Origin of the sequence: Pedobacter cryoconitis, from assembly GCF_014200595.1 — a bacterium.
Taxonomy (GTDB): Bacteria; Bacteroidota; Bacteroidia; order Sphingobacteriales; family Sphingobacteriaceae; genus Pedobacter; species Pedobacter cryoconitis_C.
This window is the reverse complement of sequence record NZ_JACHCG010000001.1, coordinates 950,857-964,207: the sequence shown is the minus strand read 5'-3', so window position 1 is coordinate 964,207 and position 13,351 is coordinate 950,857. Positions and strand designations below refer to the sequence as shown.

Annotated in this window: 12 protein-coding genes; 6 read left to right on the top strand and 6 right to left on the bottom strand. The window is 38.6% G+C overall.

The annotated features are described in order from the left end of the window. The first annotated feature begins 43 nt into the window (after nt 1-43). Nucleotides 44-1,165: an AI-2E family transporter gene (locus HDE70_RS04340; protein WP_183888216.1), complete on the top strand. Its 1,122-nt coding sequence runs from the start codon at nt 44-46 to the stop codon at nt 1,163-1,165. Between the two features lie 75 nt (nt 1,166-1,240). Here HDE70_RS04340 and HDE70_RS04335 read toward each other — a convergent pair whose 3' ends face one another. The 3 genes from HDE70_RS04335 to rocF are packed head-to-tail and all read right to left on the bottom strand — an operon-like array spanning nt 1,241 to nt 5,356. Further along, entirely contained in the window at nt 1,241-2,584 is a 1,344-nt protein-coding gene (locus HDE70_RS04335; RefSeq protein WP_183888214.1) for a deoxyguanosinetriphosphate triphosphohydrolase, read from the bottom strand. Nucleotides 2,585-2,619: 35 nt separating this feature from the next. Next, complete coding sequence (argS, locus tag HDE70_RS04330) at nt 2,620-4,401, bottom strand: arginine--tRNA ligase (RefSeq protein WP_183888212.1); 1,782 nt, start codon at nt 4,399-4,401, stop codon at nt 2,620-2,622. Between the two features lie 4 nt (nt 4,402-4,405). Further along, nucleotides 4,406-5,356, bottom strand: coding sequence for an arginase (gene rocF, locus HDE70_RS04325; protein WP_111635899.1), 951 nt, complete (start codon nt 5,354-5,356; stop codon nt 4,406-4,408). Between the two features lie 102 nt (nt 5,357-5,458). Between rocF and HDE70_RS04320 the strand changes: the two genes are divergently transcribed. Together HDE70_RS04320 and HDE70_RS04315 are read left to right on the top strand one after the other, a co-directional pair. Further along, nucleotides 5,459-6,850 (top strand): arginine decarboxylase, encoded by a 1,392-nt coding sequence (locus HDE70_RS04320; RefSeq protein ID WP_183865460.1) that lies wholly within the window; start codon nt 5,459-5,461, stop codon nt 6,848-6,850. Between the two features lie 141 nt (nt 6,851-6,991). Then, complete coding sequence (locus tag HDE70_RS04315; protein ID WP_183888210.1) at nt 6,992-8,155, top strand: alpha/beta fold hydrolase; 1,164 nt, start codon at nt 6,992-6,994, stop codon at nt 8,153-8,155. Nucleotides 8,156-8,389: 234 nt separating this feature from the next. Here the strand turns inward: HDE70_RS04315 and HDE70_RS04310 are convergent, their stop codons facing one another. Continuing rightward, nucleotides 8,390-8,824 carry an Hsp20/alpha crystallin family protein gene (locus HDE70_RS04310; RefSeq protein ID WP_183888208.1) on the bottom strand — a complete coding sequence of 145 codons (435 nt, stop codon included), beginning with the start codon at nt 8,822-8,824 and terminating at the stop codon, nt 8,390-8,392. A gap of 76 nt (nt 8,825-8,900) precedes the next feature. Between HDE70_RS04310 and HDE70_RS04305 the strand changes: the two genes are divergently transcribed. After that, a complete protein-coding gene (locus HDE70_RS04305; protein ID WP_183888206.1) occupies nt 8,901-9,383 on the top strand; it encodes an acyl-CoA thioesterase in 483 nt (160 codons plus the stop codon). Nucleotides 9,384-9,464: 81 nt separating this feature from the next. On the opposite strand, the gene HDE70_RS04300 is transcribed toward HDE70_RS04305, so the two are convergent. Together HDE70_RS04300 and HDE70_RS04295 are read right to left on the bottom strand one after the other, a co-directional pair. Next, nucleotides 9,465-10,874 (bottom strand): FAD-binding oxidoreductase, encoded by a 1,410-nt coding sequence (locus HDE70_RS04300; RefSeq protein WP_183888204.1) that lies wholly within the window; start codon nt 10,872-10,874, stop codon nt 9,465-9,467. A 21-nt stretch (nt 10,875-10,895) separates the two neighbouring features. Beyond that, nucleotides 10,896-11,264 (bottom strand): dihydroneopterin aldolase, encoded by a 369-nt coding sequence (locus HDE70_RS04295; protein WP_183865455.1) that lies wholly within the window; start codon nt 11,262-11,264, stop codon nt 10,896-10,898. A 169-nt stretch (nt 11,265-11,433) separates the two neighbouring features. Here HDE70_RS04295 and HDE70_RS04290 point away from each other — a divergent pair, with 169 nt between their 5' ends. Then, nucleotides 11,434-12,624, top strand: coding sequence for an acyl-CoA dehydrogenase family protein (locus HDE70_RS04290; RefSeq protein WP_183865454.1), 1,191 nt, complete (start codon nt 11,434-11,436; stop codon nt 12,622-12,624). Nucleotides 12,625-12,678: 54 nt separating this feature from the next. Then, nucleotides 12,679-13,062 (top strand): SRPBCC domain-containing protein, encoded by a 384-nt coding sequence (locus HDE70_RS04285; protein WP_183865453.1) that lies wholly within the window; start codon nt 12,679-12,681, stop codon nt 13,060-13,062. Nucleotides 13,063-13,351 lie beyond the last annotated feature (289 nt).

Genomic DNA, 13,351 nt, shown 5'->3' with positions numbered 1-13,351 from the left:
CTTTTCATGTTTAACCCTTGAAAATTAACATTTACATTACAATATGAAAGAATTACCGCTCACCGTTAAGAGATCAATTGAGTTACTTGGTCTGGTACTTATCGGTGCCTTATTTGTTGTTGCCAGTGATATTATAATGCCGGTAATCATGGCATTCTTTATTAGTATCATGCTGTTGCCTGTTTATCGCTGGCTAAGAAAATATAAAGTTCCGGAAATCATCGCAATCGTCTTTCCTATTTTACTGGTTGTAATTTTCATAGGCATCATTGCCTGGTTTTTCACTGCACAAGTAGGTAATCTGGTCTCAGATTTTCCTGAAATCAAGAAAAACGTAGCTCAGCATCTAAAATCATTAAGTGAGTGGGTAAGCAATATCAGTCATTATTCACCTACCGAACAACTTAATTTCATCAATAAAAAGAGTAATGACTTGTTAAATATGGCCGGAGGAATGGCAAGTGGCGCGGCTTTAACATTAAGTTCTGTATTTGTTTTTGTTGGTCTGCTGCCAATTTATATCTACCTGATGCTCTTCTATAAAGATATCCTGCTACGCTTCGTGTTTATGTGGTTTAAAACTCCGGATCATCCGAAAGTTAAAGAGGCTATCTATGAAACTGAATCTATTATCAAAAACTACCTGATAGGCTTACTGATACAAATCACTTATATGACTGTCCTTTTAGGTGGTCTGCTGATGCTTTTCGGTATCCAGCACGCCTTATTAATTGGAATTATCTTTGCCATTCTGAACCTGATCCCTTACGTAGGTGCATTAATCGGAAACATTATCGGTGTACTGTTAACTATAACCGCTTCTACATCCCTTACACCAGTAATTACAGTTTTAGCTGTAATTGCAGCCGTTCAATTCTTAGATAATAATATCCTGATGCCAAGAATTGTCGGTTCAAAAGTAAAGATCAATGCTTTAGTCGCGATTTTAGGTGTAGTTGTCGGAGGAAGTATTGCCGGAGTTTCAGGAATGTTCCTGGCCATGCCGCTCATTGCAGTACTTAAAGTTATTTTCGATAGAACTGAGTCTTTCAGACAATGGGGTGTATTATTTGGTGATGAACGACCGGCGAAAAGTCCAATGACTTTTCCTATCTTCAGACGCAAAGGAAATGTGAAACTAACTTCTGGAACACAGAAAGATTAAATAACGATATTAAAATTTGTTGCTAAATTTTAAAAACAAGAGACCCCGGGAGTGAATGCCCCGGGGTTTTCTTTTTTAACTCATTGAAGGAAAAGAGATTCCCTTTATTTTTCTAAACATTTCAACGGCGTATATATCCGTCATGCCAGACACGAAATCCAGTACACATAATATCTTTGTATAGTCGTCAGTAGCCTTAGTCTTGAACTGATTTGGAATCAATTCTACTAACTTCCGATGATATTTCGACTCATTATTCAAATAAGCAGGAATAAATTCTTCCAGCAAGCCCCCCATTACTTTATAACCAGCAACCTCTATCTGTACAACAGAAGAATAATTGTAAATCTTTTTAATAGAGATCCGCTCGATATACTTCATGATAGACAAGAAAGGCTCTTGAATAGCATCCAGTAAACTTTTATTAAAATCACCGCTTAAAATCGCTTCCTGATTATTATAAAATACCTGGGAACATTGTCCTATTAACGTACTGATCGATTTTGCGCGCATCAGCGTAATCTTTGCATCATCATCCTCCATCTCCGACAAACGTTCAGGTAATTTAACATCATTACATAGTGGTAATAATAAATTCTCTACCTCCTGATAAGTCAGGATCTTCAAACGATGCGCATCTTCCAGATCAATGATATTATAACAAATATCATCTGCGGCCTCTACGAGATAAACCAAAGGGTGACGCTTATAAACTAACGGCTCATCCGAAACTTTGATCAGCCCCATTTCATCTGCTATCTTTTTAAACCCGTTTTGCTCTGCCTGAAAGAAACCATATTTCTTCGTATAGATATTGGTTTTATCATGTCCTGCGATAGAAGCGCAAGGATATTTTGCGATAGAAGCCAGTGTCGCATAAGTCAATGCAAAACCACCGGTTCCTTTTCCTGCAAAAGCATGGGTCAATATTCTCAAAGCATTCGCATTCCCTTCAAAGTTGATCAGATCCTGCCATTCAGCCTCAGTTACCCTATCCTGATAAATCTTTCCATCTCCAGTCGTAAAATAATGGGAAATAGCCGACTCTCCGGAATGTCCGAAGGCAGGATTTCCAAGATCATGCGCCAGACAAGCCGAAGCGATAATATTACCAATTTCAGCAAGCAGTGGAATAGTCTCATCTACATTCGGATCGATTTCTTTAATCCTGTTGTAAAAGATAGTTCCCAATGACCGGCCTACACTCGCAACTTCCAAACTATGAGTCAGCCTGTTATGCACAAATACACTTCCCGGTAAAGGAAATACCTGTGTTTTATTTTGCAGCCTTCTGAAAGGAGAAGAAAAGATAATCCTGTCATAATCACGTTGAAACTCAGATCTCGCCTCTTTTTCATTTCCAGCAAAACGATCTTCATTTCCCCACCGTTTGGCAGACAATAATTTTTTCCAATTCATAAATTGATCAAATGATTAGCCAAAATAATAGCTGATTACATTCTTTCAGGAACTTCAATTCCTAAAATACGCATACCAGATTTAAGAACATTTGCAGTTACCCAGCTCAGATTTAACCTGTGTTGTTTAAGCGCTTCATCTTCTTCCTTCACAATTGGTGGGATCTCATGATAAAACTTATTAAACATCTTAGCTACTTCATAAATATAGTTCGCTAAAGTAGCCGGACTAAACGCTTTAGCGGAAGAAGCAATTTCAGCAGGATATCTTGATAATAATATAATCATTTCCAGTTCAGTTGCCGATAAAGCGATATCCTTAGACACATGCTGTCCATTTTTATATTCAGCTTTGCTTAACAGCGATTTAATCCTTGCATGTGTATATTGGATAAACGGCCCTGTATTTCCCTGGAAATCGATAGATTCAGCAGGATCAAATAACAAACGCTTTTTAGGTTCAACTTTTAAAAGGAAGTACTTCAAAGCACCCATTCCAATTTTATAGTAAAGACTTTCTTTCTCTTCTTCGCTGAAATGATCTACTTTGCCCAATGCTTCTGTTTTCTGCTTAGCTGTAGCGATCATTTCCGCTATCAAATCATCCGCATCAACTACTGTACCTTCACGTGATTTCATTTTACCGCTTGGCAGATCTACCATTCCATAAGATAAATGATACAATCCTTTCGCCCAGCTCTTGCCTAACTTATCTAAAATCAGGAACAGTACCTTAAAGTGATAATCCTGTTCATTCCCTACTACATAAATAGACTCATCCATTTTGAAATCATCATATTTCATTTGTGCAGTACCAAGATCCTGAGTGATATAAACTGAAGTTCCATCTGCACGAAGTACTAGTTTCTGATCCAGCCCATCTGCTGTCAGATCGATCCAGACAGAACCATCCGGTTTTTTAAAGAAAACTCCTTTAGCCAGACCTTCTTCAACCGTATCTTTTCCTAATAAATAGGTATTACTTTCATAATAATACTGATCAAAATCAACACCCAGGTTTTTATAACTTACAGCGAAGCCATCGTAAACCCATCCGTTCATTTTCTTCCACAAAGAGATGACCTCTTCATCACCAGCTTCCCAGGCTAATAACATTGCCTGAGCTTCCTTGATTAAAGGCGCATTCTTTTTACCTTCATCCTCAGTCTGACCAGCTTCTTTCAGTGCTTCGATTTCCTTTTTATATTCTTTATCGAAAATCACATAATACTTACCAACCAGGTGATCACCCTTTAAACCAGAGCTTTCAGGTGTTTCGCCATTGCCCCATTTCTGCCAGGCCAGCATAGACTTACAGATATGGATTCCCCTGTCATTCACCAAATTAACCTTATATACTTCTGATCCATTCGCTTTTAACAGCTCAGAAACAGAATAGCCTAATAAGTTGTTACGAACGTGTCCAAGGTGAAGTGGTTTATTGGTATTTGGCGAAGAATATTCGACCATTACTTTTTTACCATTCGATGGAATAGTACCAAAACTCTCTTTCAGTAAGTCAGTCTGGAAAAGATCAATCCAGTAAGAGCTGACGATACTCAGGTTTAAGAACCCTTTAACTACATTAAATGCAGTTATTTCTTCAATATGTTCCTTAAGATATTCCCCAAGGTCATTCGCAGTTGCTTCAGGTGATTTTTTAGAAAAGCGGACTACAGGGAACACTACAATGGTAATTTCTCCTTCAAATTCGCTGCGCGTATCCTGAAGGTTAACTTGCGCTTCGGGTAAATCCTGATTGTATAGTTCTTTGACCGCATTGATGGTCGCAGTAATAATATGTTGTTGGATATTCATAATTCTATTCGTTTCTAAAGGCATTCGTTGCCTTAATTAAAATTTCAAATGCGTGCTCAGCCATTTGATTCTCCCTGTCAAGGGTCGGGTTAACTTCTACTATCTCAAAACAACATACTTTTTGATAAGCAAGGAATCTGGACATCAGTCCACCAGCCTCACGCTCAGTAAGCCCCTGAGCTACGGGAGTTCCTGTGCCCCTTGAAGCTGTAGGATCCATAGAATCCACATCAAAGGATACATAAATCAAATCGCACTGATCCAGGTATTGCATGGTCTCAATAACAATCCTCTCTACCCCTCTTTTCCGGACTTCAGCAGTGCTGTATAGCTTTACCTTATTTTTCTTCAGTAAATTTTCCTCCGGTTTCTCCATATCCCGCGCAGAAATCAGCACAAGATCGCTATAACTAATCTTCGGTGCAATTTTACCGACGTTTTTTAACTGATACCAGTAATTAAGAGTTTCCTGGTCAAGTTCATTAACTTTAGCATCAAGATTGTCCTCATCCAGCACCATTGCAAGCGGCATTCCGTGCATATTTCCAGACGGAGTAGTGTAAGGAGAATGCATATCTGAATGTGCATCGATCCAAATTACCCCTAATTTTGATTTAGGAAAAGCTTTTTTTATTCCTGTGATTGTTCCCGCAGCCGTACTGTGGTCACCCGCCAGCACAATTGGAAATTCATTTCGGCCTAACGTTTCAGTCACTTCGTCCGCAACTCTTTCTACCATCGTTAAAATGCCAGAAATCCGCTTGGCGAATGGACTACCCGTGTTTTCAAGCAATAAATGGTTCTCATTCGGAACCTCAACTGACTTATGTTTTTTAAAAAATCTACTCCCAAAATCCAGGGCGGCAATCTTTATCGCGTCAACGCCCAGGCTGGCACCGCGTGTACCTGCGCCCAACTCCGACTTAACTTCTATAATCTTTAAGCTCTTCGTCATAAAATAAAATTACCAGTGTATTTTAAAGTGTTTATCTTTAGCACCAAAATTAACTCATTTTAATTTGTCAACCCTTTAAATAATTGTTCAAAAATATAAAAAATGCAGAGTTACTCCGAATTTCTTGATCTAAGTGTAGGTTTTCCTCAAGAAGGATACAGTGTCATCGATGACGAACTATACTTTCAGGATCTGAATTTAATGGAAATGATTGAGACTTATGGTACGCCATTACGTTTCACTTATCTTCCGATGATCACTAAAAAAATCCAACAGGCGAAACTGTTGTTTCAGACCGCGATCATCAAGAACAATTACCGTGGAGATTATAAGTATTGCTATTGCACAAAAAGTTCCCACTTCAGACATATCGTCGAAGAAGCTTTAAAAAATGGCATTCACTTAGAGACATCGTCCGCGTTCGATATGCCGATGATTGAGGCCCTTGAGAAAAAAGGCGCCCTTACCAAAGACATTACCGTTATCTGTAACGGTTTTAAGACTTATCAGTACAAACAATATATCATTGATATGTTGCATGATGGGTACAAAAACATCATCCCTGTATTAGACAACAAAGAGGAATTTAACCTTTTTGATGACGAAGTAGAGTTGGAAACACCTTGTAATTTAGGTATCCGTATTGCGGCGGAAGAGCAGCCGGACTCACAATTCTATACTTCACGTTTAGGCGTACGTATGGAAGATGTAATCGACTTCTATAACAACAAAATTTCTACTAATCCTAACTTCAGGGTTAAACTACTGCATTTCTTTATTAATTCAGGAATCACGGATTCTCCGTACTACTGGAATGAGCTGGAGAAATACGTAACCTTATACTGTAAATTCAAGAAAATCAATCCTGAACTGGATACTTTAGACATCGGTGGTGGTATGCCATTCAAAGATTCTTTGGTATTTGATTTTGATTATGAATACATGGTGAACGAAATCGTTAAACGTATCAAAGAAATTTGTGCAGAACACGATGTCGTAGAGCCAGATATCATTACTGAATTCGGTAAATACACAGTAGCAGAAGCTTCAGGTATCTTATACAAAGTATTAGGACGTAAACAACAAAACGACCGTGAGAAATGGTTAATGCTGGACGGATCTTTCATTACGAACCTTCCTGATGTATGGGCTTTAAACCAAAAATACATCCTTTTACCAATCAATAACTGGGATGCTGAATACGAAAGAGTGAATCTTGGTGGTATTACCTGCGATGGTCAGGATTACTACAATCAGGAAGCGCATATGAACTCCGTATTTATGCCGAAAACGCGTAAAGTACAATACCTTGGCTTCTTCAATACCGGAGCTTACCAGGAAGTACTGAGCGGATATGGTGGAATTCATCACTGTCTGTTACCAAGTCCTAAACACGTGATTATCCGTCGCAACCGTGACGAGACATTCAACTTTGAGGTATTTGGAGAAGAGCAAAACAGTAAACAAGTATTGAAAATCCTGGGTTACACCTAGCCCCGGATTACGATAAGAAATACCAAATCCCGTTCACAAGAGCGGGATTTTTTTGTACACAACACATTTATTAATTAACTATAATAAAAAATTTAGCAACGAAACATAAATCACTGGGTCTTTTAGAAAACCCCTAACCAAATGAAGTACACGCTAATCCTGACAATAGTCATTTTTACTACGCTAAAATTATCTGCACAGAACACATTCTTACCTGCTAAAACCTATCTGGATCATAACCAAAGAGCCATAAAATACAAAGACCAGAAACAATACCTAAAATCCGCACTATCTTTTGACTCCCTATTCAAAGAAAATAAAGGCAACGGTGTAACCAGAGATAAGTACATTGCTGCAAGTTCCTGGGCATTAGCCGGTAACCCAGACAAAGCATTCAACTACTTAACTCAATATCTAAAAGAAATCCAGACCTTCCACCTTGAATTCCTGGACCAGGATGAAGAATTAAAAAGCCTCCATACAGATCCCAGGTGGCAGCCATTGATCAATCAGAGTAAGGCCAAAATTCAGCAAGCAGTATTAAAATACAAACCACTGGATACCCTGGTCGATGTTGATACACACAAACTCTTTTTCAACATCATTAAGGGATCATCTACTGTTATCCTGTTTGAAACTGGTGGTATGGATAATTCAACCGTATGGTCAGACATTCTGATTCCAATATACGATGCGACCGGCGCAACGCTGGTTACTTATGATAGAGCCGGTTATGGCCACAGCACCCGCGATTCAATAAACTCTGATATTACAAATGAGATCAAAGGATTAGAACTTGGACTTTCAAAATTAGGTTATACTGATGCAAATAAAATTCTGGTCTGCCACTCTTTGGGAGGTTTCTATGTAACGCTGTTTGCCGCAAGAAATCCCGCTAAGATAAAAGCCGCAGTTTTCATAGACGCAAGCTTAGGAAGTTTTTACACAGATGAAGCAATTAAAAGAGTACTTACAAATCCAAACGGTACAATAGAAGAGATTAAAAAGAAAAACACGAGTATATATTATATCGCCGTAGATCTTCATAAAAATGCCGCTACCCTGAGAGCTACCCCGTTCCCCGCTCAAATACCAATCACTGATATCTATGCAGAGACCCCACCATGGGATGAAAAAATAGATATTGAAGGATGGAAAGACGGGCATAAGAAATTTATAGCAGCGCGCCCAAATAGTAAATTAATTCTTGCAGAAGGGACCACACATTATGTAGGCGCAGATAATCCGCAATTAGTGATCAACGAAATCATCAAATCTTATAAAACTGCTGAAAATAAAAAATAATTCTTCAGTAAACCAATTAGCAACCCAACCAACAACTTTGAGAAAGTATACCAGTTTTTTACATCTCCAAGGTCAGGATTGCCCGAGGAAAAATAAACGACGGGTGACAGTTTCCGGACATTGTTCATTCTTCATGAACGCCGACCGGAAACTGTCACCCGTCGTTTATTTTCTCAAAAAAAGAGGGATATCTTTCGATATCCCCCTTTTAAACCAACCTTTAAAAACCAAAAATTATAAAACTTTAATCTCTTTATTTTCTTCCTTCACCTCAACCTTTTTACCAATTGCAATAGTCAATATCCCATTCACATACTCAGCAGAAATCTTTTCCGCATCCACACTTTCAGGTAACGTAAACGACCTTGCAAAAGACAAATAATCAAACTCTTTTCTGCTGTAATTTTTTTTCACTTCACTATCAGCAACTTTTTTCTCTGCCCAGACAGAAAGCGTATCTTTTTTCAAGTTGATTTGAAAATCACTTTTCTCTAAACCAGGTGCTGCCAATTCGATCGTATATTCAGTTTCCGATTCTAAAATATTTACGCCGGGAACTTTATTAATTGTATAATTTTTATTTAGCGCTTCACTGAACAAAGAGTCAAAAACATTGTTAAAGTAAGGTGCGTGGCTTCTTGTACGATTGTTAAAATTTACTAATGTCATAGCTATAATCTCCTTTAATTTTTTATTTTTAAATTATACAACGACCTATTCAACTCTCATACCAACCCAATAATCTATGATATTTAAGACATTTTGGCGCACAAAAACAAAACAGACAGACAAAAAGTCAGCAACACTGGGAACTTTAGACAGTTTTAAGTATAAAACCCAAATCGAAACCCGTTTTGCAGACTTCGACATGTTAGGCCATGTGAATAACGCAGTCTACTTTACCTATCTTGAAATTGCGCGCACAAAATACTGGAACAGTGCTATATCCTGGAACTGGAGAGAAACAGGCATAGTGATCGCACAGGCTTCTATGGACTACATCAGCCCAATATTAATAGAAGACAAAGTAAGTATATACGTGCGTACTTCCAGAATTGGAAACAGCAGTTTCGATCTTGATTATACGATCGTTAAACACATAAATGGTAAAGAAGAAATTTGTACCAAAGGAAAAACCATTTGCGTCTCCTTTTCACACACCAGTAAAAAAGCAATTCCTATTCCTGAAAGTGAAAAAGCAAAAATGGTCGCCTTCGAACAACTATAAGACGAACCATGAAAAAGTAGAATCGTTAAACAAGGACAGCTTATAAAGCAAAATCATCCTTGTTTAACGCGAGAATTCCAACTAAAATATCTTTCCAGGATTCAATATCCCGTTCGGATCAAAAACCTGTTTAATACCTCTCATTAAATTAAGATTGATCTCACTATATTTAATAGACATAAACTCTTTTTGGACAAGTCCGATACCATGCTCACCAGAAATCGTCCCTCCTAAGCTGGCAGTTAACTGAAACAGCTCCACAATACCATCCTTCAGCTTGTTTTTCCAGTCCTCATCACTCATACCTGCTTTGATAATATTGATATGTAAATTACCATCACCAGCGTGACCATAACACACACTTTCAAAACCATACCTGGAACCAATCTCTTTAATCCCGTTAATTAATTTCGGAAGTGCTGCTCTTGGCACAACCGTATCTTCTTCTTTATAAACAGAATTAGACTTCACTGATTCGGCCATAGTTCTGCGCATACGCCACAACTCTTCCTTTTGTCCAGCCGTATCCGCAAAAAGAACTTCCGTACAACCGAACTCTTCCAGCACTGAATTAACCTTTTCACAATCTTTAAATATGGTATCCAGATCATCCCCATCAAATTCTATCATCAGATAAGCATTTACCCCATCCTTAATATCAAATTTAATATCATCATACTGAACAACCCACTCTACCCCTCTGCGCTCCATAAACTCTAAAGCAGATGGAGTGATACCAGCCCTGAAAATCGCAGAAACCGCAGCACAAGCTTGTTCATTCTCAGCAAAAGAACCTAACATTAATACACTGTTCTGTACTTTGGGAATTAGTTTAGTTACAATTTTAGTCACCACCCCTAAAGTCCCTTCAGAACCAATCATCAACTGCGTCAGGTTATAACCAGAAGCATATTTCAGCGTATTCGCACCAGTCCAGATCACTTCGCCGGTTGGCAAAACAATTTCCAGATTTAATATATATTCTCTTATTGTCCCGTATTTCACAACTCTTGGCCCACCAGAGCCATGGGCTACATTCCCGCCAATAAAACAAGATCCCTTGCTGGACGGATCAACCGGATATAATAACCCCCGTTCCGCCACTGCATTCATAAACTCTTCGGTAATTACTCCAGGTTCAACCGTCGCCTGCAAATTTTCAGTATCAATGGAAATAATAGCTTTGAAGCGTTCCATAGATAACAATACACCACCATAAACAGGCAGAGCTCCACCACTTAGACCAGTTCCACCACCTCTTGGCGTAACTGGAACATGGTTTTCATTGCATAACTTTAATAAAGCAGAAACGGCAGCAGTATCAACGGGTTTTACGACTACTTCTGGTGCATAATGAAGATCTTCCGTCTCATCGTGGCTATAATCCATCAAAGAAACATCATCAGTAAACACATTTTCCGCACCCAAAATGGTGACTAACCGGGCCAAAAACCCCGAATCTATCTTTGTATAACCTGGAATTGCAGACATATATATTTTAATAATTCTATTTTAGTGTTTCTTTTCCGAGGTATAAGATAATTGAACAAAAGAATGATCAATTTCTCCCGGCATAGGCGGATGCATTTTTTTTATTCCGGCAACAGCAGTCAAAATAAAAGGAAAAGAAGAAATCGTTCTGTCCAAAATAAGTTTAACCACAGATTCAAGCATCTTTTTAGTATTCCTCATCTCTTCCAGAATAATTGTATTCAACACTTCATAATTAACGGTCCGCTGCAAGTCTTCTGTATCGCCCGAAGGGATAAAAGTAACTTCAACGCTCACCAGAAACTCAGTTCCTGTAAGTTGCTCTTCAGGATAGTATCCGTGCAGCGCAAAACATTTGACATCATTTAAAGCAACAGTTTGTAAATACATAATGATCTGATTTGTGCAACAAAATTAAATTTTTGATTGGTTTTAGCCAGCCATTACACGAAATTATTACCTTTGAAAACAAGGCTCGGATAATAGTTATATAATAATACGAAAAGATTTATATAATGATACGAAGTACAAAGCCAGCTCAACCAAATATTTGTAAACCATGAACAAATCAGGAAAGAAAGACCTTTATGAAGCACCCGATTATTATCTGTTAGACGAACTATTGTCTGAAGAGCATAAACTGATAAGGTCAGCGGTGCGTGACTGGGTGAAGAAAGAAATCAGTCCGGTTATAGAAGATTACGCACAAAAAGCTGAATTCCCTAAGCATTTGATTAAAGGTCTGGGTGAAATTGGTGCTTTTGGCCCGACTATTCCGGTTGAATATGGTGGTGCAGGACTCGATTATACCGCTTATGGGATCATCATGCAGGAATTAGAGCGTGGAGATTCGGGTATTCGTTCTACCGCTTCTGTACAGGGTTCTTTGGTAATGTATCCTATTTATGCATATGGCACTGAGGAACAGCGCCATAAATACCTGCCTAAGTTAGCTACGGGCCAAATGATGGGTTGTTTTGGTTTAACTGAGCCGGATCATGGATCAAATCCAGGTGGTATGGTTACTAATATCAAAGATAAAGGTGATCATTACTTGTTAAATGGTGCTAAAATGTGGATCTCTAATGCTCCATTTGCTGATATTGCGGTAGTTTGGGCGAAGGATGAAGCTGGAAAAATCAGAGGAATGGTTGTTGAACGTGGAATGGAAGGCTTTTCAACTCCTGAGACACACAATAAATGGAGCCTTCGTGCTTCGGCTACTGGTGAACTGGTATTTGACAATGTAAAAGTTCCTAAGGAAAATATATTCCCGGAGATCTCTGGTCTGAAAGGCCCGCTGGGTTGTTTAAATCAGGCGAGATATGGTATTGCATGGGGAGCTTTGGGTGCGGCAATGGATTGTTATGATACTGCTTTGCGTTATGCTAAGGAGCGCGTTCAGTTCGGAAAGCCTATTGGGGGATTTCAGTTACAGCAAAAAAAGCTTGCTGAAATGATTACGGAGATCACTAAAGGTCAGTTATTGGTTTGGAGACTGGGTGTATTAAAAAGTGAAAACAGGGCGACGGCTGAACAGATTTCAATGGCGAAAAGAAACAGTGTTGAGATCGCGCTTGACGTAGCCAGAAATGCGAGACAAATGCTGGGTGGAATGGGAATTACTGGTGAGTATTCAATTATGCGCCATATGATGAACCTGGAATCGGTGGTTACTTATGAGGGCACACACGATATTCATTTGCTGATTACAGGAATGGATGTAACTGGCATCAATGCTTTTAAATAAAAAAAGAGGTCATGATTGTTTCATGGCCGTTATATAATAAACAATAGATTACGAATGAAGACTTTTAAAAAATACTACTATCTTCCTGCTCCGCCTGAAGAGGTTTATCTGGCAATGACCAAAGCACAAAGTATACAGTTATGGACTGGTGCTGAAGTTGAGTTCACGGATCAGCCGGATACAGAGTTCTCTTTATGGGAAGGGGATATCATTGGAAAGAACCTGGAGTTCGACTATGGTAAAAAAATTGTACAGCAGTGGTACTTTGGTGAAGAGAATGAGCCTTCAATTGTGACGATTAAGTTCCATGCGGATAAAAAAGGGACTTCTCTGGAGTTTGTACAGACGAATATTCCTGATGAGGATTACGAAGATTTTACAACTGGTTTGAATGAATACTATATTGGGGGATTGCAGGATTTCTTTGAAGAAGAGTAGTTCCATTTAGAACTGTAACGGCAATAAAAAAAGGCGCTGCATATTCCAGTCGACGTTCATGAAGAATGAACAATGTCTGGAATATGCAGCGCCTTTTTCTATTGTACAATTAGCAGATCTGCATTCCATAAGGTGTTGGTTGGTGGTTAGCTGGAGTTATTGGATAACTTATCAGATGAAATCAGAACGATTTTATTCAACTGAATTACAGCTAATTAACAACTATTGATTAAAATATATTTTTGTAATGGGGTAAAAGAAATAGTTTGCGGCTAATAGGCTCGAAAAC